Genomic DNA, 21,362 nt, shown 5'->3' with positions numbered 1-21,362 from the left:
CGAATCCATGGAAGACGCAGGGTCGGGTGCCCAGGTCGTAGAGCCGGGCCGTCTGGATCGTGTCATCCAGGATCTGGGCCTTGCGGATTCCCGCTCCAGGGCCCAAAGGTTGATTCAGGATGGATCGGTCCGCCTCTCGGGCACCGTTTGCACAAAGCCATCGACCAAGGTGAAGACAGGCGACCTGATCGAGGTCGACAAGGGGGCCGACTATGCCTCCCGTGGCGCCTATAAGTTGGCCGGTGCCTTTGAAGCCTTCGAACCCATGGGGCTACCGGGGCCGGAAGGCCGTCATTGTCTGGACATCGGTGCCTCAACCGGTGGTTTCACTGATCTCCTTCTACGCAGGGGGGCGAGCAGGGTGGTTGCCCTGGATGTGGGGCAGGACCAGCTGATTGACCGGATTGCCCGGGATTCCAGGGTCCTTGAGATGAGCGGCGTCAATATCCGCGATGTCGGACCTGACGATCTGCCCTACCGGCCGGACTATGTGGTCTCTGATGTCTCCTTCATCTCCCTGACCTATGTGATTCCCGTCCTGCCGGCCATCATTGCCCCGGATACCCACTGCATTCTCCTGATAAAGCCCCAGTTCGAAGTCGGCAGAACACTCCTCGGCCACCATGGCGTGGTCACCGAGGAGGACCGTCGTGTCCAGGCTGTGGAGCGTGTGACCAGGTGTGCCGAGGAGTCCGGCTTCGAGGTCAGGGGGCGGATACCGTCGCCCATTACCGGAGCACACGGCAATATCGAATACCTGCTCTGGCTTTCGAACGGTCCCAGGCCCTGATACGTCGGTAGCCTGATTGATTGATGGCCTGCCGCACACCCGGCTGAGGCGGGCCGGAAAGGTCACTGGTGACCAATGCTATATTGGTTCATGCCCAGTTTCCCCTTGTTGCAGGAGGTCACGTGGCCGGAATCAAAGACGTTGCCGCTCAAGCTGGAGTCTCCATCAGCACCGTTTCGTATGCTCTCTCAGGAAAGCGTCGGGTCAGCGACGAGACCAAGCTGAGGGTCCTGGAGGCTGTACGTCTTCTGGACTACCGCCCGAAGAAGGGGGCGGTCATGCTTCGGCAGGGGGCGCGGACCAGGTTGATCGCCCTGAGTTCCCCCATGCACAGCTATACCGATTACAGCAACTACGCCACCTTCTTCTTCGCCGTCGTGGCCAGGGCTCGCCGATATCACTACAATGTGGTCCTGCTGACGGATGAGAACGAGGAGGATGAGCTTCTGCGCATGTCGTACAGCGGCATGGTTGATGGGGTTCTCCTGCTGGACGTCAACACCGACGATGAACGGGTGGCGCATGCTCGGACCTCCATGGTGCCTTATGTTTCAATCGGTTGTGCCGAGAATCATGCCGATGTCGTTTCCGTGGACATGGACTTTGAGTCCATGGGCAGGATGGCCATGGATGAGTTCTACCGGTTGGGGCACAGGGAGGTGCTTTTTATCGGTGCCAGTGAGGAGAGCTACCGGTTCGGTTCCAACTTCCTCGTCAGGACAAGGGAGGCCATCGAGTCGCGCGCAAAGGTACTGGGGGTGCGCCTGGATTTCAGGTATTCCACCGGGGATGACGCCAGGCACGTAGAGGAGGTCATCGCTGAGGCATATAAAGCGACACCGGGGATTACTGCGATCATGGCCCAGACCAACATCAGCCATATGAATAACGTCATCGGCTCTTTATCCAGGCGCGGAAAGTCCATCCCCGGCGATGTATCGCTCCTGGCCCTGAGCACCTTCGGCAATGCGTCGGTTATGGAGCGGCCCATCGATGAAATCCCCATGCAGCCCAACAAGACGTGCTCGCGTGGGGTGGATATGCTCATGGATCGGCTTGAGGGGCGCAATCTGAGCCTTGGGTCCGTTGAACTGATTCCCTCGAATTACCTGCGGCGGGGGTCTGTCGGGCCTGTTTCCACGAGAGGATGAGCCTTTCGGCGGTCAAATAGAAGCACCTATCGAAAATTATCGAAATAGTCGGTCGATAATAGTGCAATGAATAAATTAAGTACTGGTTGTTCATGGCGGACGACCATCAAGCAAAGAGGCTGAAAGGAGAGGACTCCTATGAAGGTGTCTAAGAAAATCATGGCGGCGGCAACGGCTGTGGCAAGTCTCGTGGGACTCGCAACACTGTCTGGCTGCGGCGGCAGTGACAGCGCCCAGGAGGAGCACCCGGACTCCATCAAGATCTGGTACTACGAGGAGGACAACGGCTCCCAGGGCAAGGCCTGGAAGCAGGCCATAGCCGACTACGAGAAGAAGACCGGCGTGAAGGTCAACTTCGAAAAGAAGACCTTCGAACAGATCAGGCAGAACGCCAGCCAGATTCTGAACTCCGATGACGCCCCCGATGTCATGGAGTACAACAAGGGCAACGCCACGGCAGGTCTGCTGTCGAGCCAGGGGCTTCTGTCCAACCTCGATGATTACGTCACGAAGTACAACTGGGACAAGAAGATCACCGGTTCCCTGGCCGTGCCGGGCAAGTATGACGAAAAGGGAGTCATGGGGTCCGGCGACTGGTACGGCATCACCACCTATGGCGAAGAGGTGATGATGTACTACAACACGGAGATGTTCGACAAGTACGGCATCGCCATCCCCGGGACCATGGCCGAGTTGGAATCGGCCATGCAGAAGTTCAAGGAGAATGGCGTGACGCCCCTGTCCGAGGGTGTGGCCGAATATCCCCTTCAGCACCTGTGGTGGCAGCTGGTCCTGCAGAAGGCGGATTCCAAGCTGATTGACGCTTACCAGCGCTATGACGGCGAGGTCGACTGGGAAGGGCCTGCCATGACCTACGCCACCGAGACCATCAAGGACTGGGTCGACAAGGGGTACATCAGCAAGGACTCTACCGGTCTCAAGGCCGAGGATGCCGGGCAGAACTTCATGAAGGGCACCTATCCCATGTTCTTCTCCGGATCCTGGTGGTTCGGACGCTTCCAGAGTGATGTCCCCGACCTCAAGTGGCAGGTCGGTCTCTTCCCGGAGTCCAAGAAGATCCCTGGTGGATCCGGTAACATCTGGGTCATTCCCGAGCGTTCCAAGAAGAAGGACGCCGCCGCGGAGTTCATCAACATGACCCTGACCAAGGAAAACCAGAACCTGATGGGCAATGCCGGTGGTCTGCCCATTGCCGCCGACCCCGACAAGATCACCGATCCCAAGAGCAAGGAGCTGATAGCCGGGTTCAACGAGGTCATCAAGGATGATCGGCTGGGCTACTATCCCGATTGGCCCACGTCCACCCTGTACGACGAGCTGAACGCGGGCCTGCAGGAACTGGTTAACGGGACCAAGGCCCCCAAGGACGTGCTCAAGGAACTCCAGGGCAAGTACGACAAGGGTGTTGAAACGTCAGGTGTGAAGCAGCAGTAGTCGCTGGGCGGTTCAGACCAGCTGAACCGCCAACAAGAGTCTGGTTTATTCGCCGGACCATCCCGCAGCATTCGGCCGGAGGGCCTGCCTCCGCAAGGGAGCGGGTCCTCGGCCTTGCGGGCCAGTATCCGAGCAGCAATCGTGCAAGAGGAAGTGAGAAATGCGATCTCGAAAGAAAGGCGCGAAGTCGGCCCCCTCCAGGACCGACGAAGAGCGCGGGATGTCCCGGATACCGGGCAATCCGTCAAGCCGTTTCTGGTGGTACCTGATACCGGGCCTGGCGGTCCTGCTCTGGATCATCATCATTCCGGCCCTGTGGAACATCTATCTGAGCTTCACCAACTACCGCGGCATACGGCCGCCTCGCTGGATCGGACTCGACAACTGGTCCAGGCTGATGAGGGATGCCACCTTTTGGGCCTCCTTCCGAAATTCAATCTGGATGATTGTGGCCATGGTGGTCATTCCCATCCTGGTCGGCCTGGTTCTGGCCTCCCTGGTATTCGACGTGGTGCAGAAGCGCTTTGGGGCAAAGACCGCCTCGACCATGCGGGCTGTGTATTATTTCCCCCAGCTCCTGCCCATCTCCGTGGCGGCCCTGGTCATGGGGTGGATATTCCGGCCGGAGAACGGGGCGTTGAACGCGATTCTTGAGGGGGTGGGCCTGGGCCGTTTCCAGCACAATTGGCTGGGGTCTCCTGATACGGCGCTGATATTCCTCATGGTCATCATGATCTGGATCCAGCTGGGGTACCCGCTCGTTATCTTCATGTCGGGTCTGCAGAGGGTCGATCCGGAACTCTATGAGGCGGCCAGCCTGGATGGGGCCAACTGGTGGCAGAGGTTCAAAGTCATCACCCTGCCGGCCATCAAGCCCGAGATTTTCGTGGTCGCACTCACCTGCACCATCGCGGCCCTGAAGGTCTTCGCCCCTGTGTATATGCTGACCAAGGGTGGTCCTGGCGACAGCACCATCGTGCCTTCCTACTACTCCTACACCCAGTTCTTCCAATCCCAGCAGGTGGGGTACGGAGCGGCCATAGCCACGGCCCTGACGGTGGTCATCATCGTCATATCGATAGTCTTCACCAACCTTCAGCAGCGGGTTGAGAAAGAGGATGAGGAGTAAGCCATGAGTGCACATATCACCGTTCCCAAGGCAAGGAAGAACCGGACGGTAGGGGACTGGGTCATCCTGGCCCTGCTGATCGTCGGTGGACTGATCATGCTCTTCCCCTTCTTCATACTCCTCCTCAACGCCTTCAAGACCGCGGCGGATTACAACGCCTCGGGTCCGCTCTCATGGCCCAGTGAATTCAGTCTGGCCGGACTGGAGAAGTTCTGGACCAGGGTCAGGTTCCCCCAGAAGGTCTGGAACAGCATCTGGATCAGCGGTCTGGTGTCGGTCCTGGCGGTCGTCCTTTCAGTGCTGAACTCCTTTGCGCTCGGAATCGGCCGGGTCAAAGGGCGGCGCTGGATCGTCCTCCTGATCATGCTGGCCAACATGATGCCCCAGGAGGCCCTGCTCTACCCGCTCTACATCATGTTCAAGAGCATGGGGCTGTATAACTCCCAATGGGCCATAGTCATCATCTTCACCGTCATCCAGAGCGCCTTCGGCACCTATCTGCTCTCCTCGGTCTATGGAACCTTCCCCAAGGCCATCCTGGAGGCCGCGACCATCGATGGGGCCAGCAGGTGGAAGATCCTCAAGGACATCGTCTTCCCCATATCCACGCCTACACTGAGCGTCATGCTGGTCTTCTTCTTCATCTGGACATGGAACGAGTACATGATTCCCATGGCCTTCCTGATTGACAACTCCAAGCAGACCGTCCCCATTGCCATCGCCTCGCTGACCGGAGACAGGCTCATGGATGTGACCACCACGGCGGCGGCCTCCCTGATCAGCATCGTACCCACGCTGATCTTCTACCTCATATTCCAGCGCACCCTCTCCAGGGGTATTACGACAGGAGCAGTGAAATAAGATGAAATTCACCAATGGATACTGGCTGGCCAGGCCAGGGGTCGAAGCTCTGTACGCCCGTTTGCCATACGAACTGTCGGTGGGCGATGACGGCAAGAGCATGGATGTGCTGGCCACCACGAGGGTGATTCATGACCGGGCTGATACGCTCAATCTTCCCACCTTCCGAATTCATGCATCGTCACCGGCCGAGGGGGTCATACGTGTCCAGGCCTCGCACTGGAAGGGGAGCAGGGTCTGCCCGGGTTTCCCTGTCAATGAGCAGGAGGCGGATGGGGGGATCATAACCGCCAGCGCGCAGGGCCCCGGAGACGGGGAGATCGGTCAGGACGGGGCCACCGTCCGCCTGACCAGCGGCGACCTGAGCCTGACCATGACCAAGGGCGACTCCTTCGACATGACCTTCAGATGCGGCGAGAAGGAACTGACCCACGCCAGGGGCAAGTCCCTGGCCAGGTTCCTCCTTACCCCGGATGCTGCGGTGCCCACCCAGCCGGTGGGGGAGTTCGGCGTCTCGCCCACGGCCCATGCCTACGACGAGTCACCGGTCTTCACCTCCATCCAGCTCGGACTGGAGGTGGGGGAGCGGGTCTACGGCTTCGGAGAACGCTTCGGCCCGTATGTGAAGAACGGCCAGACCATCGACATCTGGAATGAGGACGGCGGCACTGCGAGTGAGCAGGGCTACAAGGACATCCCGTTCTACATGACGAGCAACGGGTATGGGGTCCTGGTCAACAACAGGGGGCATGTCTCCTTCGAGGTGGCCTCCGAAAACACGGAGACCGTCCAGTTCAGCGTCCCCGGTGAGGCCATCGACTTCTACCTGATTTCGGGGCCGGACCCCAAGCGGATCCTGGAACGGTACACCGCCCTGGTCGGCAGGCCCGCCGAGGTTCCGGCCTGGTCATACGGACTGTGGCTGACCACCTCGTTCACCACCAAGTATGACGAGCAGACGGTCACCTCCATGATCGACGGCATGGCCGAAAGGGACATACCGCTCAGCGTCTTCCACTATGACTGCTACTGGATGCGTGAGTTCCACTGGACGGACTTCCAGTGGGACAAACGCTTCTTCCCCGACATCGAGGGGACCCTGAGCCGTCTCCATGAGGACAAGGGATTGCACGTCTGCGCCTGGATCAACCCCTACATCGGGCAGGAGAGCATCCTGTTCGATGAGGGAGCGGACAAGGGCTACCTGGTGCGCAAGCCTGACGGTGACATCTGGCAGACGGACCTCTGGCAGGCCGGCATGGGACTGGTGGACTTCACCAACCCTGCCGCCCGCGACTGGTACAAGGGGAAGGTCAAGACCCTCCTCGCCCAGGGGGTCGACGCCATCAAGACCGATTTCGGCGAACGCATTCCCTCGGACGTGGTCTGGTTCGATGGATCGGACTCGGCCTCCATGCACAACTGGTACACCCAGCTCTACAACCAGACCGTCTTCGAGGCCATAGAAGAAGTGAAGGGCAAGGGGCAGGCCTGCCTGTATGCCAGGTCGGCGACCGTCGGCGGGCAGCAACAGCCGGTCCACTGGGGTGGCGACTGCGAGTCGACCTTCAACGGCATGGCCCAGACACTGCGGGCCGGGCTGTCCCTGGTCAGCTCGGGCTTCGGGTTCTGGAGTCACGATATCGGTGGCTTCGAAGGTGCCCATCCCGACCCGGCGGTCTACAAGCGCTGGATCGCCTTCGGTCTCCTGTCGTCCCACTCCCGCCTGCATGGTTCCACCGTCTACCGGGTGCCCTGGCTCTTTGACCAGGAGGATGAGCGGCGTGGTGTGGTCAATCCGCCCGAGCAGACCGCCGTCAGTGTGCTGAGGAAGTTCACCAGGTTGAAGATCTCACTCATGCCGTATCTCTACCAGCTCGGACTTGAGGCACATGAGGATGGGCAGCCCGTCATGCGGTCCATGTTCATGGAATTCCCCGAAGACAGGACCGCTCTGGACTGCGACAGGCAGTACATGCTGGGTTCCTCCCTCCTGGTGGCCCCGGTCTTCTCCTACTCCGGAGACGTGGAGTACTACCTGCCCAAGGGTGTGTGGACCAACTGGTTCACCGGTGAGCAGGAGGACTGCCGGCAGGCGGGTCACTGGATGAGCGGTCGGGAAGGCTTCGATACCGTACCGCTCTGGATCCGTGACGGAACCGTACTGGTTACCCGGCAGGGGCAAACCAGTACTGAATATGCCTACGGAACGGATGTCACCGTCTCCGTCTTCCTGGCTCAGGATGGCAAGGCCGAGGCCCGCGTTCGTGACGAGGTCGGCGATGATGTGGTCTTCACCGCTGAACGTAGCGGTGATCAAGTGACCATCGTCTCCTCCGATGGCCGCGACTTCACCGGATGCCTGGGCAGGGGAGAGGGTGTGCGCTCCCAGAACGGACAAGTGGTGCTGACTGTTGCATAACAGCCGACCGGGTGTCGCCGCAGTTCGATAAACAGAACTGCGGCGACACACCAGGCTGGACTGCAGTGCCAAATGCGGTAATATATATGAGTTGTCAAAAGCAAGAAGTTGTTTGAGATGACATGCGCCAGTAGCCCAATGGATTAGAGCAGCTGACTACGGATCAGCAGGTTGCAGGTTCGAATCCTGTCTGGCGCACCACGCGGAAGCCCTACGGCCACAACGGCTGTGGGGCTTCTCTCTTATCCAAACAGCCTCCCGATGGGGCGGAAATGTATACTATATGTATACTAAAGTGCATCGGAAAGTTCGGACACTCCCGGGCAAAGGAACAGCCCCGCCGGCTACTTCAAGGTCACGGTGGATGCGGCATCCCGCAGAGCGAGGCTGCTGCGCTGACACGGGCTTTGCCCCGCCTGCCCTCTTGGCGGGTGGTGTCTAGGTATGGAAAAGCCCCGCGGCGACGGGGCAGAAGATTGTTGGACCAGGACCCGGCCTCGAGCCTGCCGGGTGGTCGTCTGGACCCGATCAGCCGATCGGGTATTCCCATCCGGGGTTCTCTCCGTCGTACTCGTAGTAGAGGGACCCCTCCAGGGATGGCACGTCAAAGATGACCTTGCCTTGTGCCTTGGTTCCCCTGATAAGGGTCCCAGGCATCTGCTCAGCCGCAGGCAGGCACCCGTATGCGTGAAACGAGCCGGTATTCCCGCTCCACAGGGTGCCGTCCTTGTAGATGAACCTCCATGTCGCGGAAGATCCGATGCCCAACCAATCGGTGTCGGAGTCGTTGGACAGACTTGCCTGCATGTCCAGTTCGACGAAGTGCCCGTTTTCCGGGGGTTCGCTGTCGGCGCCCGTGCAGGTCGGGTCGGTCACGATTTTGTTTACAGTCCATTCGGCCTGCACCTTGCCCTTGGAGTCCAGGGCCCGGGCTGTGTCGCCAGCATGTCTGACAAGGTTGCCCCGTTCATTCAGCTCGGGATTTCGCGTGGATTTGGCGGCTCCGTTGTGCTGTTGCCCCGTCGCCCCGGTGCCGGGGGACCCGCATCCGGACAGGGTGAGCAAGAGTGCCAGGGAGGCGGTGAGGATGGCTGCTGGTCTTTTCATTTCGGCTCCTTGTCCGCAGTGACTCTCAGCAGACTACCAGCCGGGGCGAACCCTCACACCAACCTTAAAGAAACCTGAATTCCGGGTGTGGCGAACAAAGATAGGCTCAGACCGTGAGCGTTAACGGTATCCGGCTGGTCAGCGAGTCGGTCTCTGTCAGCTACCGCAACGGTCCAGGCGGATAGTTCGAGGGGTCGAATACCAGTGATTCCAACGGGTATAACGTTCCCGCATATCGGGAGTGTCGTGTAAGGTTGTTGGAACAAATCAACTAATCCGCCTCGCAGACGGACAGATTAAGGAGCTCCTCTCGGTGAACAACCGCAGTCTCTTGGAATGCGATCGGGCCCAACTGGCATTCCCCATCCAAATTGACACCCGGTCGGCAAAGTCATATCTTTAAATCACCATTCGAACAAAGTGTGTTGGTTTGGTGAAAGCGCTTGGGTCGCTCTGACTCTCTGTAGAGGTGGAGCGCCGATGGCATGTAAAAAGGGGCCCTCTCCCGCCAAGAAGCTGGACCCCTTCAATCACTTACACCTGAAAGGAGGTGCTTGCTATGCAGTCTACACGGATTCTGTTAACAGTGCGTCGGAGTAGTCGCGGAACGCAAAAGACACATAGACAAGGAACTTGAATTGTATACAGCCAACGAAGCACATGTAGTACTAAAGCGATGTAGTGCAGAGAGCTGCACCTGTTTTAGCTTTGTGGTATCGAAGGAGATAAAGAGGCGCTGCGATATGCGAGCAGTGGGGTCGCTGCTTAGTGAGGCGTGTCGGATTCCGATAGCCCGCGAGCCTCGTCCACAATGCCAAATGCGCTCGTGTAGTCAAAAAGCTGGGCGAGAGCGCTTAGGTCATGAGTATCCCACGCATCAAGTCCTCTGATGCGCAATGACACGTATGTAGGGGATTTGCCAATTTGTCCCGCTATATAGGAATTTGACATCCGTTTCTTGGCGGCCAAGGCCTTGACGGAAGCGGAAATGATCCGAGAAAACGGGTCCATTTCGGGTAATTCGCTGTTTCTAACCATATGACGAGATTAACTCAATAGAGTTATTTGTCAACTCTATTGCGCTGTTAGATAGGCCAAGCGGAAGTCCTTTTCCTAAGTGCCAGCTCATATGAGTTGACAAATAACCGGGAAAGGTTACTATAAACAAATACCAACTCAATTGAGTTGAAAAAAGCAACAATGAATGACTTCGCGAAGAACTTGAATAAGGCAATCGAAGCAGAACGAGGCAGGTCAGGCATCAGCAAGAAGGTACTTTCTAGACGCCTTGGCTGGGGGGGGGGGGGCGAAATCTAACCCGACTCAACGCGCGCCTGTCAGGCGATTCTGGCTGGACAACGGCAGAAATTGATCAGGTTTCCAATGCTCTCGGCTTCTCTGATGGCTGGGCTCTTCTAGACCTAGCTCGGCAGGAACAGCGTCTCGCCGACGCCGGTCTGGCGGCGTGAGATGGAGTGGACTGAATTGTTGCAGGATGCGGCGATTGTCTGTCTTGCTGTCTCGGCGGTGTGCAACCCGGTGAGCGTCTCACGTTTGCGGCGTGCTGAGAATCTTGACAGCTGGATGCTTGACGACTGCCGGAGGACCTTGAACGACCTTACGGCTCGCGTCTGCCACTTGCTCGTTTGCTCTACCGGTGACGCAGCTGTCCTGTTCGGTCACGATGGTGCCAGCTCCGATGCAGGAACCACTGCCCGCCCGTTTCGGAGATCCTGCTGGCAATTTCCCATTTGTGAGGTGACGTAGGAATCGAAATGCGCTGATAACGGCAATGATTCAGCCGAGTCGGAGGCGTGACCCAATGCACTTCCAAGGCGCTCGATTTGCACAGGCTGTTCCTTTTCACGAAGACCCATAGGTCGTCGTTAGTGGAGAAGACCCTGTTAATAGTTGGGATATAAGGGTCCTGTTCTGTGCTGATGGTCGTCCTTCCGTAGCAATCGACGAAGGATATGGACAGGTTGTACCCGGCACCATCCCCAACGTTTTGAAGATGATAGGCAACGTGGGCATTCATGAACGTAGTGAATTTGAGAGTGTTGACTTTTTGCAATCGTCGGAACAGAGGTATTGGGCCCAGGTGCTCGATCAGCGTGAACGATGCCTGCGGCCGATGCCTGTTTGGTATCCAGAGGTTGATTACCACGCTGATGAAGGAAATGAACGCGGCCACCCATGCCGCCGTGGTCCCCGTGAAGCTATTCACCCAATGCATAACAACATTTTCTCACAAAAAATGCCGCAGTTGCAGCTGCGGCGATGACAAAGAATGAGATAACTATGTCAACTGACATTATACAGCCCTTCGACTTCAAGGGCCATCAAGTAAGAACCCTGACGTTTGAGACGGGTCAGACCTGGTGGGTGCTCAAGGACGTGTGTGATGCGCTTGAGCTCTCAAACCCGAGTCGGGTGGCGCAGCGTCTGGACTCGGACGAGGTGACCAAGTTTGACCCTAACTCTGGGTTAGGGTCACGTAGCAACGAGCCGGTCAACATAGTCAATGAGTCCGGTTTGTACAAGATCGTCCTCCGTTCGGATAAGCCCGAGGTGCATGAGTTTCAACGTTGGGTGACGCATGAGGTGCTCCCGTCGATCCGTATGCATGGGGGTTACATGCTGGGGCAGGAGCGTATGACTCCCGAGCAGATGGCCTTGGCTTCCATGCGCTGGCTTCAGTCCAAGGTCCGCGAACAGGAGGAGCAGCTTGGCCAGCAAAGGCCGAAGGTACTGTTCGCGGATGCGGTCACTGCCTCGCACGCGGACATCCTTGTGGGCGACCTGGCGAAGATCCTCAAGGGCAACGGGGTGGACACTGGGGCTACCAGGCTGTTCGCCTGGATGCGCGAGCACGGGTATCTGATGAAGTCAGGCAGTTCGAAGAACATGCCCACGCAGAAGTCCATGGAGCTTGGCCTGTTCAGGGTCAAGGAGACGACCGTCGTGCATTAGGACGGCCATACCACCATCAACAAGACCCCCAAGGTCACCGGCAAGGGGCAGTCGTATTTCATCAGCCGCTTCCTCGATCAGAAGGACATGGGGGTGGTCGCATGAGCAGGGAAAAGGAGAAGGATCCTCTCAAAGCCGAGTTCGTCAGCTCGTCCATCCGGCAGGGCCATGAGGTGCGGGCCGCGCGGCTAACTTTCGGTTTTGCTGCGCTCCATAATCCGTTGCGCGTCCTCAAGGATTTGATGTGGCGTAAGACCCATAGCTCCTGCCAGCGAAGCAAGCTGGGTCACCTTTATCTCGCCCTTTGCGCCGAATACACGGTAGATGGCTTGCACGTTCATTCCTGTTTTCTTTGCTAGCTCGTCATATGTAAGACCGCTGACTACTCTAGCGGCATGAAGGGCCTTGGCTGTAGCCTGATTTACATTCATAACTCATATATTACTATCAAAAACGATAAGTGCAATATGACTTTTTGAAACACTCCGGGTTGACAGCATCCATTTGAACGGCGCTATGAAGTTTTAACAGTTCACTATCAAAAATTGATAGTACAACTTCTCTTTTTAAAAGGAGTGGGCATGGACACTGGTAAATATGCCAATCTGCTAGCATCCGCTATCAAGGATGCCATAACCGAGTCAGGGAAATCAATGGGCTCGGTAGCTGAATGTGCAGGCATCCCCTGGGCAACTTTCTCTCGGCGCTTGAACCGAGCCGACCGATACCCATTTACGGTATCGGACATAGTGGCGATATCGGAAGTACTGGGAATCGACTTCTTGCAACTCATGGAAGAAGCTGACCGCCGATACAGGCTGGCGGCTTGATATGGATTGGTTGAGGTTAGGAGAAGGTCTGCTCGAACTTCTCGCTTCGTATCATCCCGAGGGCGCTGGTCCAAGTAACGGCGAGGTCAACACAGAGGTTTCCGGGACCGTAGGATATGAATTTTCCGGTATTGATGTCGTAGTTACATTGCTGGCTGTCTCTGATCTTCTCGCTCAGGCGCGCGCATTTGAACAGAGCGTTTTCGAAGGGGTCCATATAGTTGATGTCGCTTTCAGCTATGGTCATGCCTTTGTGCCGGACGGACACCGTAACGTCCATTGCGGGGTTGGGGCTGTCGTTGGTCACCGTGAGGGTAGAACTCTCCTGGTCGAACTCGAACCTCCAGTCGTAGACCGTCTGGTCCGCGCTGACGGAAAGCGCCCGCTGGCTGATCGAGTTCGCGTCCTTGGCGAGCTGATTCGCCTTGCGCGTCTGGACGATGGCGATGACGGCGGTCACGGTTCCCAGAATGCCTGTCACGGCTCCAATAACAGCGATGATCATGCTCGGCGTCATATCCCCATCCCCTCTGATTCTTGCCCAAGTAAGAAGAATGCCGCAGCTGCAACTGCGGCGATGACAAAGAAAGTAGGTAGATCCAATGTCAACTGACATTATACAGCCCTTCGACTTCAAGGGCCATCAAGTAAGAACCCTCACCTTTGAGACGGGGCAGACCTGGTGGGTGCTTGCCGATGTTGCGAAAGTGCTGGGAGTGCAGAACGCCTCCGATCTCGCCAAGCGGCTGGACCAGGATGAACGGTCTAGATTCAATCTAGGTCGTCAGGGCGAGGGTTGGATCGTCAACGAGTCAGGCCTGTACAAGATCGTCCTACGCTCCGATAAGCCGGAGGCCCGCGAGTTCCAACGCTGGGTGACCCATGACGTGCTGCCCACGATCCGTCGCCACGGCGCTTACATGTCGACGGACGTGATCGAGAACACCCTCTCCGACCCGGACTATCTGATCCGCCTGGCGCAAACCCTCAAGAAAGAGAAGGAAGCCAGGGCGCTCGCAGAGACGAAGGTGGGTGAGCTGGAACCCAAGGCCATCGCACTCGACGTGCTGTCCAACGCCGAAGGCACCTACTCGATAAGTGAAGCGGCAAAGCTGCTCAGCGACACCGGCTGCTCCATGCGCGTCAAGGACCTCACCGACTGGCTGTCCTCCAACAAGTGGATATACCGGCGAGACGGGCACTGGCTCGCCAGCCAGGACCGCATCAAAGCAGGACACCTCCTCATGTGCAGCTACAGCCACCCAGGGCAACGCAAAGACGGAACCACCTTCGCGCTCGCGGCCCAGGTGCGGCTGACCACCAAGGGCCTGAACCTCATAGCCAGCCGCATCACCCGGCAGCGGCTTGAGGCCGTCCGCAGCGAGGATGTGGAGGTGGCGGCATGACCCGGAAGAACGACCCCCTCAAGGAGGAGTTTGTGTCTTCGTCCATCCAGCAGGGTCACCTTTTCTACAACCCGGACGAGATCAAGCAGATGCTGGGCGGGATTCCTGATGGGCAGTTTGACAAGGTGGCTAAGGGGCATGGCCGGAAGATCGGCAACGGGAAGTACTACACGCCGGACGAGGTGTGGGACATCCGTGAGGAGCTTCGCTCGCCGGTGAGGGTGGTGTCTGATGGAATCGTCTGATTTGTCCTTGTTGGAGTTGGAGCGTCTTGATCCGGGCACGCTGGCCTGTTACGGGCTTGGGGGTGGGGCTGGTGGCTCTGATGACTCCGCGTGAGATTCGTGAGGTGAGGTTCACTTCGTGGCCTGGCTGGTTCGGTCGTCCTGACCGGTATGACGCGGATGAGGTGGACCGGGTGCTTGATGATGCTGCGGACACGGTGGAGCGGTTGTCGCGGTCGGTGTTGGTTGCGAACAGTCGCGTGAATGCCGTTAATGCCGGTCGTCGTCATCGTCGCCGTTCGTTGAGGAGCGGTCGCAAGGCAAGGGAATCAAGGAAAGCAGTCGTTAAAGGAGAAAAGAAATGAATGAATGGTATTCCGAATTGGCACTGGAGGAGATGAAGGGCAAGCATGTGCGCGTGCTGCTTGACGGTGGCAGCGTGCTCGAGGGACGGCTCGTGTATGACAAGCAGAGCGGCTTTGTGCGGCTGGATGCCCCGCAGCTTGAGGTCCCGGAGGACAACGGTACGGAACTGGAGACACCTCTCTTCAGTCTGCTCTTCGAAACCGAAGACGGTATCTGGTATCCGCTCAAGGGCATCCAGTCTATAGAGCTGGCCTGGGACGAGCGCGAATGGGAGCAGCTCTGCCCCGACGACGCAGACGTTGCGGAGAGGGTGGTCATCCGTGGGCGAATGTGGCGGGTCGTCGGTCCGGATGAAGGCAGCGGGAGGGTATGGGTTTGTGACAACTCTACGACCTTCAGCGTGGACTCGGGCATGGTACCGCCTACCTGCGGGCCAGGTCGTCCGCACCCGTCTATCCCGGTTTCTACAGGGACAAGAACGGCGCGTACTGGCTGAGGTTGCACCAACAACCAGGGTGGTACTGCCTCGACCCCAACGTGGTATCAGAGGCATGGACACATGGACAGATGGACATGTGTCCATGCCGTTGACCCCCGTTGAAACCGAGTTCAAGGAGATTTTCTGATGGGGTTTGAGATTAAGGAGATGGCGGATCGGGAGTACTTCGCTGACCCGGCGTTGGATCAGTCTGCGTTGAAGCGGTTCATGGTGTCGCCGTTGTCGTATGTGGATTATCTCGATCATGGTCTGGATGTGTCCGGTGATGCTCTGGATTTTGGCAAGGCGGCGCATGCGCTGGTGCTGGGCACTGGTGCGGAGGTCGTCGACAGGCCGAATCTGCGCACGAGGGAGGGTAAGGCGCGCATGGAGGAGCTGCGTGCCTCTGATGCGGCGGTCCTCCGGTCGGGGACGCTGGCAGCATCGCTGCGGCGGTGATCCGTGGCGAGTACGGCAACGACCCGCAGCGGCACGCCCTGTTGGGCAACCGGTACGACGAGGTCATGGCCGCGGTCAACGAGCGGCTGCGAGGCAACACGGGCGGGGGCACCGGGAGCGGCACCTATGTGGTGCGTCCCGGCGACTGCCTGAACATGGTCTTCGGCGGCTCCTGGCCCGTGATAGCCCAGCTCAACGGCATCCGAGCGCCCTGCGTCATCTATCCGGGCCAGCGTCTCGCTACCGGCAGCGGCGGCGGTGGCCGGACCTTGACCGTGCGCCGTGGCGATACGCTCTCCAGGATCGCCGCCAGGCTCGGCTTCCCCCAAAGCCAGATCCACGGCTACCGGTCCGGCAACCCCAGCCTGATCTATGCTGGCGAAACCCTCAACTACTAAGGAGGTGACATACATGACCGATACGATTTCCGAGGACGGGGCAGGCCCTACTGGCTGCCCGACTGGCTCTACCAGATCCTCAAATGGGTGGGACTCGCGTTCCTGCCACTGCTGGGGGCCTTCATCCACAGCGTCGGACCGATATGGGGCTTGCCCCACACGGACGCTATCGTGACTACGATCTACGCGCTGGGAGTGCTCATCGCAGGCAACGAGGCCAAAGCTGCACTCAGCAAATAGTGGACTGTTCATAACACAATCGCCTTCGCTTCGGAAGGCCGGAGCGGGGGCGGTTTTTGTGTTTAGTTGTTTCCGATATGGACTTCACGTGAGTTTAAGGGTACCTGCTTGATGATCAGCCTGCCTTCCAACAGCAGCTTGTGCAGCAGGTTTTTGCCGTGGTCTTTGTTGTCGAGAGTCTGTCCGTATGTAGTGATCAGGTGGTTGACTTTCTCGAACATCTCCTCCTGCGCATTCGCATTTTTCCCATCCGGACGTCTCTCGTTGTAATAGAAAATCAAACGGGTGTTGCTTTCATATAGGCTGACCTCGTCAAAAATGGCTTGGAAGTACGAGTAATCGGCTTCCGCCAACGAATGCCCGAAGAATTTGATTGTGTTTGTCGCGCTGTTCGGGTCGCTGGACAGATAGGGGCTGACCAATGATGGGTGTGGTGTGCTGTTGAGCTCCATGATACGGTAGGTTTTTGTGAATTTGACGATGTTGGCATAGCATTCCTGCTCGGGGATGAGATTCGTCCCGTCTATCCCGAAAATGATGTTTCCGTCCCCGGCCAGGCCATGGACGTTCAAACAGGTAGGGCAGTTCTCCCAGCCCCATATGATTGGTGAGGTGTAATTGAAGTCCAATATGTTGGTGGATCCGGGAAGTCCCGAATACCAGCCTTCCGAATACACCACGTCAAAGATCTTTTCTGGCATTTCGTCGTTGGCCAGGTTCGTAATCAGAGTGTTTGCGCAGGCGGAATAATGACTATGGCAACTGACCTGATTATAGATATATCCGGCAAAACTGGCCTCGAAACGATGCAGCTGGTCCAATAGGATGCCTAGAAGTGGACCAGGCTGTCCGTCCCAGCTGTAGAAATCCGTTGCGTAAGCCAGGACACATGGCTGTGCTTTTACTGGGCACTTTAGGTCAGGCCAATGATATTTGTCGGGTTTCACGAAGGCATCGCAGATTTGTCGCAGGTGCGGACTGCTTGGAGCAGACGGCGAGCTATAGTCCACCCATTCCTTGATGCACTCTTCCACGTCGTACCATGTTCGTAGCTGCTTATCTTCAATAAGAATGAAATCCCATACGGTAAGGTCGTCTCCCCAAAGCAGATAAGATAGATTATTCCCGTGTAATTCGTTGCCGTCTGGCCGCTGGACCGTAATCATCGGAACATCTTCGGAAGACAGCATGGCCTCTATTTTTCCCACCCTGGCGATCCGGGTCTGCATGAAGTCAGCAAAACTTGACTTCAGCCCGCATTGAAGGTCGAAACCATTCCCTAATACCAGCACTTGTCTATCTGACAACAAAATTGCCTCCTATTCCTTCGATGGCTTCAGATGCTATATAAGCTGACTTATCCACATTTTCTAGCCAGGCCATTCTGCGCTGCCGATTGTTGTAGGCGGCCTTCCTCGGGTTCCTGACCCAGCCTATGCCCTTCTTCCCGTACCCGGGTATGAGGGCCTTCTTCGCCTGCCTCTTCCACTTAGCCGTGGTGCGGGCCTTGAACGAGCGCCGGGGACGGGGGCGCATACCGTATTTCATCCGCTGCCTCAATCCTTATCAGAGATGGAAAGCACCAGGTCCTTGCTTTTTGCATCACTGTATTTGCGTTTTCTGGCTTCTTTTGGGTTCGGTCTTGTTCTCTGACAAGGTGCGTGAGGCCTTCGATAAGGTGCTTATGAAGAGCCAGGGTGATTTAGGTGTGTTTGGCTGTAGGAAGTTTAAAACTAAGTTTCGTCAGACTCGGGATCAGAGTTATATTGCTCTGTCCAAGGATCGAGTTGAGGAATTCTAGGTGGTGATGATGAAGTGCTCGTTTGCAGCGCAGAGCTCTGAATCTGCTGAGCAATCATGCTCTTCAGATTCATCCCCTCAGAAGCGCTTGTGATGGTGAGACTAAGCGCGGTCATGCAAGGGATGAATTTGTCTGTGAGGAATTGGACGAATCGGTTCTGTTGTGTTTCATTCGGTAGGTGCGTAGCAACAACGAAAAGCTGGGACTGCAAACGAGAGAACGCAGCGTCCAGTTTGAAATCGCCGGTAATGGCGTATTCGTCGAGGGCAACTCGGACTTCTCGAGCCAGCCGGAGAACATATAAGTGAAGTTCTTGTGGAAGTGAAAGTTGATCCAGCTCGTCCGGTAGAGAATCCAGGAGCTGCTTGACTTTCTCTCTTCGTATAGCAGAATAAGTACTGGTCTTCCCGTCCAACATCTCTTCAGCAATCAATAGAGACATTCGACATTGGCTGGAGAATTCCACCCCCATGTACGGTCCAACATACTCGGCGCACCCATCAAATGCTTGCGCGATACAGTCCCATAGATTGGGCAGCCACTCGACTACTATTGAAGCCTTCTCGTCACCATCTGCTTTTGCTTCGGAAAAGAATCTGGAAACCTCGGCATACGCATTAATCAAATCCCTGAATCTTATGGTGCTAGAACCAGAACCGAAGAAGTTGAGCAGTACTCTTGCTGCGTTCAAGATTCTCTCCTTTAGCTCTTGTCTATGCAAGAAGAATGACGCAGCTGTAGCCGCGGCAGGAACAAAGAAAGCAGATAGACCATCAATGTCAAATTGCATTATACAGCTTTTAGGTTTCGAAGAGTATCGGGGAAGGATGTTTACTTAAGAACCTTGTTAAACCTGGTGTTTGTTTTAGAGCGTATGCGACTCTATCTGGTTATGAACTCATGATTTGCTGTACAACGACTGGATGAGGTTGAAGAGACCCTGCTTGCCTCGTTGACATAACTGGCAGTGATTAGAGCGATCAATGTCAACGAGTCAGGGTTGTTTATGCCGGTACTGAACCAGTTACTATTCGCAAACGCTATCGGAGGAGCGTGGTCATGAGGTAAAGATGCTACGAAGTTCTGAGGAATAAGGTGAACGTTATACTAGTGGAAGTGCCTGAGATTAGTCTGCTAGCAGCGAGTCGGTATCTGTGATGGTGATTAACGGTGTGAACAGGGCCATCGTATCGAGTGCCAGTTTGTGATTTTCCAACGTAGATCCGGCGCAGGCATCGGCCGCCAACCGAACGGCAATGCCTTGATCTGCGGCCGCCAAGGCTGTCTGCAACACACAGGCATCAGTGGCAACACCACAAAGGGCTATCTTCTGGGTTCCCTCCACAGCCGCCTGCAATTCAGGTCCCCACTTGCCGTAAGTGCTGAGTGAGACGATTGGATGTCCCTTGGCAAGTTCAGCGGTCTCAGGTGTGAGGTCGTACATGGGATCGTCGGGGGCCACCAGAAATTCCGACCAGACCTTCATGTATTCCACCCAGGCACCTTTTGGCGGTTGCGGTGCAATGTATCTGGTGTAGGCAACGCGGTTACCGTATGCCTTGGCGAGGCGGGTGTAATTGTTGTCAGTCTGATAGTAGGCGCCGTCGGAGCAGGCCCAACGGGACCACTCATTGTGAGCGAATACCTCCTGGCGGTCAATGACCACCAGCCATTCGTCGTCATTGATCATGGCTGTTTCCTTTCACGCAGAGGGTGCGGAACACATCCCTCTGCGTTTTCAACTTCAGTCAGTGGTTTTAGTAGATTCGGCCGGCTCCCGGATGCCCTCCTGACGGCGGACGCCGCCCTTCTGGAAGAGGAGAGTCCCCAGGAATCCGACAGCCAAGGCTACGATGACACCCAGATTTGCTGCCGCCCAGGTCCCGTCCTTGCCTCCGATGGGGCCCAGGAGGTAGCCCTGCCAGTTGAGCCAGCTGGCTGCAGAGTTCACCACCAGTCCCCATCCGAGGAAGGTGGCGATGGCAAGGATGGCAAAAGCGGTGATGTTCCACGAGCCGTATCGTCCTTCGGGGCGGTAGAGGTCGGTGGTGTCATAGTCCTTCTGGCGGAGCAGTACGTCGGCCACGAACATGCCTGCCCAGGCGGCCATGGGTACGCCGAGCGTAATCAGGAACCCTTGGAAGGGGCCGATGAACGTGGAGGAGAAGAAGGTCACGTAGACTACGCCGATCACGGTGAGTACGGCGGTGATGGCTGCCGCGAGTGTCCGGGGGAGCCGGATGCCGAAGGAGAGCAGGGCCAGACCGTTGGAGTAGTTATCCATGATGGCCCCTGACATCAGCCCCAGCACCGAGACGATGGTGAATGGGATCAGATACCAGGTGGGCAATACACTGGCCATGGCGCCGATGGGATCGTTGCCTACGTTTTCGGACAGGGCCCCGTTGGAGATGGCGAGGAGCAGGCCGTAGACGATGAGGAAGATGTTGGCGATGGATGCGCTGAAGGTTGTCCAGGCGACGATTCCGGTGTTGGAGGCGCTATGAGGCAGGTACCGGGAGTAGTCCGCCGCGATGTTGACCCACCCCAGGCCGAAGCCTGTCATGACGAAGAAGCAGCAGCCCAGCATGGCGGGCAGTGAGCCGGATTGGGCGGAGGAGATTGCCGAGAAGTCGATATTGCCCCAGCCGATGATGAAGAAGCCAGCAATCACGATGGCGGTGACGATGGTGATGACCTGCTGAAGACGCATGATCAGGTCATATCCGTAGATGCCCGCAACCACAACCAGCCCGGTGATTACCAAGGTTGAGATGATTTTGGGGCTTGCCCCTGAACCCCAGCCCAGCTTTTCAATGGTCGAAGACGATGCCAGCACAGCCGTGGTCGTCAAGGATATCTCCCAGCCCAGTGTCGCTATCCATGACATGGCGGACGGCACCTTGGCGCCCTTCACGCCGAAAATGGCCCGGGTGAGGACCATGGTCGGAGCGTTGCCGCGCTTGCCTGCAATGGAGATGATGCCAACAAGCAGGAAGGAGATGACGACACCTGCGATGGTGGTCAATGTGGCCTGCCAGAAGGAGATGCCGAATCCCAGCGCCCAGGCTCCATAGGACATGGCCAGCACCGAGATGTTGGCGGAGAACCAGGGCCAGAAGAGGCTTGAGGGCTTGCCCTTGCGCTCGGACTCGGCGATGGTGTCGATGCCTTGGGCCTCAACGCTTAGGGCTGAGGCTTTGCCGGTCCCTTCTCTTGATGCATTGCGCTCATTCATGTTGCTTCCTTATTCGTGTGGTGCTCGTTGCCGG

General features: G+C 57.1%; 22 protein-coding genes and 1 tRNA gene. 15 read left to right on the top strand and 8 right to left on the bottom strand.

Annotated elements, in window-relative coordinates:
• Positions 1–7 precede the first annotated feature (7 nt).
• The 7 genes from bcor_RS04330 to bcor_RS04300 all read left to right on the top strand — a co-directional run bounded on the left by bcor_RS04330 (position 8) and on the right by bcor_RS04300 (position 8,009).
• Complete coding sequence (locus tag bcor_RS04330) at positions 8–790, top strand: TlyA family RNA methyltransferase (RefSeq protein ID WP_051875806.1); 783 nt, start codon at positions 8–10, stop codon at positions 788–790.
• Positions 791–912: 122 nt separating this feature from the next.
• The gene (locus tag bcor_RS04325; RefSeq protein WP_033498055.1) at positions 913–1,941 is read left to right on the top strand and encodes a LacI family DNA-binding transcriptional regulator; all 1,029 of its coding nucleotides are present in this window, start codon (positions 913–915) and stop codon (positions 1,939–1,941) included.
• A gap of 138 nt (positions 1,942–2,079) precedes the next feature.
• A complete protein-coding gene (locus bcor_RS04320) occupies positions 2,080–3,396 on the top strand; it encodes an ABC transporter substrate-binding protein (protein WP_033498057.1) in 1,317 nt (438 codons plus the stop codon).
• 160 nt (positions 3,397–3,556) lie between these two features.
• Complete coding sequence (locus tag bcor_RS04315; RefSeq protein ID WP_045921369.1) at positions 3,557–4,525, top strand: carbohydrate ABC transporter permease; 969 nt, start codon at positions 3,557–3,559, stop codon at positions 4,523–4,525.
• 3 nt (positions 4,526–4,528) lie between these two features.
• On the top strand, positions 4,529–5,386 hold the full coding sequence (locus bcor_RS04310; RefSeq protein ID WP_033490290.1) for a carbohydrate ABC transporter permease: 858 nt from the start codon (positions 4,529–4,531) through the stop codon (positions 5,384–5,386).
• 1 nt (position 5,387) lies between these two features.
• Positions 5,388–7,808: an alpha-xylosidase gene (yicI, locus tag bcor_RS04305; protein ID WP_033498505.1), complete on the top strand. Its 2,421-nt coding sequence runs from the start codon at positions 5,388–5,390 to the stop codon at positions 7,806–7,808.
• Positions 7,809–7,932: 124 nt separating this feature from the next.
• Positions 7,933–8,009, top strand: a tRNA-Arg gene (locus tag bcor_RS04300).
• A 327-nt stretch (positions 8,010–8,336) separates the two neighbouring features.
• On the opposite strand, the gene bcor_RS04295 is transcribed toward bcor_RS04300, so the two are convergent.
• Positions 8,337–8,915, bottom strand: coding sequence for a hypothetical protein (locus tag bcor_RS04295; RefSeq protein ID WP_033498506.1), 579 nt, complete (start codon positions 8,913–8,915; stop codon positions 8,337–8,339).
• 2,014 nt (positions 8,916–10,929) lie between these two features.
• Between bcor_RS04295 and bcor_RS07535 the strand changes: the two genes are divergently transcribed.
• Positions 10,930–11,199 (top strand): hypothetical protein, encoded by a 270-nt coding sequence (locus tag bcor_RS07535; RefSeq protein ID WP_152595932.1) that lies wholly within the window; start codon positions 10,930–10,932, stop codon positions 11,197–11,199.
• A gap of 17 nt (positions 11,200–11,216) precedes the next feature.
• Complete coding sequence (locus tag bcor_RS04280; protein WP_238548537.1) at positions 11,217–11,888, top strand: phage antirepressor KilAC domain-containing protein; 672 nt, start codon at positions 11,217–11,219, stop codon at positions 11,886–11,888.
• A 188-nt stretch (positions 11,889–12,076) separates the two neighbouring features.
• Here the strand turns inward: bcor_RS04280 and bcor_RS07490 are convergent, their stop codons facing one another.
• Together bcor_RS07490 and bcor_RS04270 are read right to left on the bottom strand one after the other, a co-directional pair.
• Positions 12,077–12,319 carry a helix-turn-helix domain-containing protein gene (locus bcor_RS07490; RefSeq protein WP_148303955.1) on the bottom strand — a complete coding sequence of 81 codons (243 nt, stop codon included), beginning with the start codon at positions 12,317–12,319 and terminating at the stop codon, positions 12,077–12,079.
• Between the two features lie 415 nt (positions 12,320–12,734).
• On the bottom strand, positions 12,735–13,235 hold the full coding sequence (locus bcor_RS04270) for a hypothetical protein (RefSeq protein WP_033498510.1): 501 nt from the start codon (positions 13,233–13,235) through the stop codon (positions 12,735–12,737).
• A gap of 85 nt (positions 13,236–13,320) precedes the next feature.
• Between bcor_RS04270 and bcor_RS07260 the strand changes: the two genes are divergently transcribed.
• From bcor_RS07260 to bcor_RS07405, 6 genes are all read left to right on the top strand, one after another.
• Positions 13,321–14,124 (top strand): BRO family protein, encoded by an 804-nt coding sequence (locus bcor_RS07260; RefSeq protein ID WP_051875671.1) that lies wholly within the window; start codon positions 13,321–13,323, stop codon positions 14,122–14,124.
• Entirely contained in the window at positions 14,121–14,369 is a 249-nt protein-coding gene (locus tag bcor_RS04260; protein ID WP_033498511.1) for a hypothetical protein, read from the top strand. The genes bcor_RS07260 and bcor_RS04260 overlap by 4 nt, the downstream gene beginning before the upstream one ends.
• A gap of 340 nt (positions 14,370–14,709) precedes the next feature.
• Positions 14,710–15,210, top strand: a complete 501-nt coding sequence (locus tag bcor_RS04255; RefSeq protein WP_033498512.1) for a hypothetical protein — start codon at positions 14,710–14,712, stop codon at positions 15,208–15,210.
• Between the two features lie 129 nt (positions 15,211–15,339).
• Complete coding sequence (locus bcor_RS04250; protein WP_033498514.1) at positions 15,340–15,651, top strand: hypothetical protein; 312 nt, start codon at positions 15,340–15,342, stop codon at positions 15,649–15,651.
• The gene (locus tag bcor_RS07655; RefSeq protein ID WP_051875670.1) at positions 15,648–16,049 is read left to right on the top strand and encodes a lytic transglycosylase; all 402 of its coding nucleotides are present in this window, start codon (positions 15,648–15,650) and stop codon (positions 16,047–16,049) included. The genes bcor_RS04250 and bcor_RS07655 overlap by 4 nt, the downstream gene beginning before the upstream one ends.
• 9 nt (positions 16,050–16,058) lie before the next feature.
• Positions 16,059–16,289 (top strand): phage holin, encoded by a 231-nt coding sequence (locus bcor_RS07405; RefSeq protein ID WP_148303998.1) that lies wholly within the window; start codon positions 16,059–16,061, stop codon positions 16,287–16,289.
• Between the two features lie 62 nt (positions 16,290–16,351).
• On the opposite strand, the gene bcor_RS04240 is transcribed toward bcor_RS07405, so the two are convergent.
• From bcor_RS04240 to bcor_RS04220, 5 genes are all read right to left on the bottom strand, one after another.
• The gene (locus tag bcor_RS04240; protein WP_158332629.1) at positions 16,352–17,596 is read right to left on the bottom strand and encodes an AbiH family protein; all 1,245 of its coding nucleotides are present in this window, start codon (positions 17,594–17,596) and stop codon (positions 16,352–16,354) included.
• Positions 17,586–17,837, bottom strand: coding sequence for a hypothetical protein (locus bcor_RS04235; RefSeq protein ID WP_051875669.1), 252 nt, complete (start codon positions 17,835–17,837; stop codon positions 17,586–17,588). The genes bcor_RS04240 and bcor_RS04235 overlap by 11 nt, the downstream gene beginning before the upstream one ends.
• 185 nt (positions 17,838–18,022) lie before the next feature.
• On the bottom strand, positions 18,023–18,781 hold the full coding sequence (locus tag bcor_RS04230) for a hypothetical protein (protein WP_033498517.1): 759 nt from the start codon (positions 18,779–18,781) through the stop codon (positions 18,023–18,025).
• A gap of 435 nt (positions 18,782–19,216) precedes the next feature.
• Positions 19,217–19,780 carry a cysteine hydrolase family protein gene (locus tag bcor_RS04225; protein ID WP_033498518.1) on the bottom strand — a complete coding sequence of 188 codons (564 nt, stop codon included), beginning with the start codon at positions 19,778–19,780 and terminating at the stop codon, positions 19,217–19,219.
• A 54-nt stretch (positions 19,781–19,834) separates the two neighbouring features.
• Positions 19,835–21,328, bottom strand: a complete 1,494-nt coding sequence (locus bcor_RS04220; RefSeq protein WP_033498519.1) for a purine-cytosine permease family protein — start codon at positions 21,326–21,328, stop codon at positions 19,835–19,837.
• Positions 21,329–21,362 lie beyond the last annotated feature (34 nt).

This window comes from Bifidobacterium coryneforme, assembly GCF_000737865.1.
GTDB lineage: Bacteria > Actinomycetota > Actinomycetes > Actinomycetales > Bifidobacteriaceae > Bombiscardovia > Bombiscardovia coryneformis.
This window is presented reverse-complemented; position numbering and strand designations above follow the sequence as displayed.

What these genes read in the sequence shown, in the direction of transcription:
- bcor_RS04330 (WP_051875806.1), top strand. Translation starts at nt 8, where the DNA reads ATGGAAGACGCAGGGTCGGGTGCCCAGGTCGTAGAGCCGGGCCGTCTG.
- bcor_RS04320 (WP_033498057.1), top strand. Translation starts at nt 2,080, where the DNA reads ATGAAGGTGTCTAAGAAAATCATGGCGGCGGCAACGGCTGTGGCAAGT.
- bcor_RS04315 (WP_045921369.1), top strand. Translation starts at nt 3,557, where the DNA reads ATGCGATCTCGAAAGAAAGGCGCGAAGTCGGCCCCCTCCAGGACCGAC.
- bcor_RS04310 (WP_033490290.1), top strand. Translation starts at nt 4,529, where the DNA reads ATGAGTGCACATATCACCGTTCCCAAGGCAAGGAAGAACCGGACGGTA.
- yicI (WP_033498505.1), top strand. Translation starts at nt 5,388, where the DNA reads ATGAAATTCACCAATGGATACTGGCTGGCCAGGCCAGGGGTCGAAGCT.
- bcor_RS04295 (WP_033498506.1), bottom strand. Translation starts at nt 8,915, where the DNA reads ATGAAAAGACCAGCAGCCATCCTCACCGCCTCCCTGGCACTCTTGCTC.
- bcor_RS07535 (WP_152595932.1), top strand. Translation starts at nt 10,930, where the DNA reads ATGATAGGCAACGTGGGCATTCATGAACGTAGTGAATTTGAGAGTGTT.
- bcor_RS04280 (WP_238548537.1), top strand. Translation starts at nt 11,217, where the DNA reads ATGTCAACTGACATTATACAGCCCTTCGACTTCAAGGGCCATCAAGTA.
- bcor_RS07490 (WP_148303955.1), bottom strand. Translation starts at nt 12,319, where the DNA reads ATGAATGTAAATCAGGCTACAGCCAAGGCCCTTCATGCCGCTAGAGTA.
- bcor_RS04270 (WP_033498510.1), bottom strand. Translation starts at nt 13,235, where the DNA reads ATGACGCCGAGCATGATCATCGCTGTTATTGGAGCCGTGACAGGCATT.
- bcor_RS07260 (WP_051875671.1), top strand. Translation starts at nt 13,321, where the DNA reads ATGTCAACTGACATTATACAGCCCTTCGACTTCAAGGGCCATCAAGTA.
- bcor_RS04260 (WP_033498511.1), top strand. Translation starts at nt 14,121, where the DNA reads ATGACCCGGAAGAACGACCCCCTCAAGGAGGAGTTTGTGTCTTCGTCC.
- bcor_RS04255 (WP_033498512.1), top strand. Translation starts at nt 14,710, where the DNA reads ATGAATGAATGGTATTCCGAATTGGCACTGGAGGAGATGAAGGGCAAG.
- bcor_RS04250 (WP_033498514.1), top strand. Translation starts at nt 15,340, where the DNA reads ATGGGGTTTGAGATTAAGGAGATGGCGGATCGGGAGTACTTCGCTGAC.
- bcor_RS04235 (WP_051875669.1), bottom strand. Translation starts at nt 17,837, where the DNA reads ATGAAATACGGTATGCGCCCCCGTCCCCGGCGCTCGTTCAAGGCCCGC.
- bcor_RS04225 (WP_033498518.1), bottom strand. Translation starts at nt 19,780, where the DNA reads ATGATCAATGACGACGAATGGCTGGTGGTCATTGACCGCCAGGAGGTA.
- bcor_RS04220 (WP_033498519.1), bottom strand. Translation starts at nt 21,328, where the DNA reads ATGAATGAGCGCAATGCATCAAGAGAAGGGACCGGCAAAGCCTCAGCC.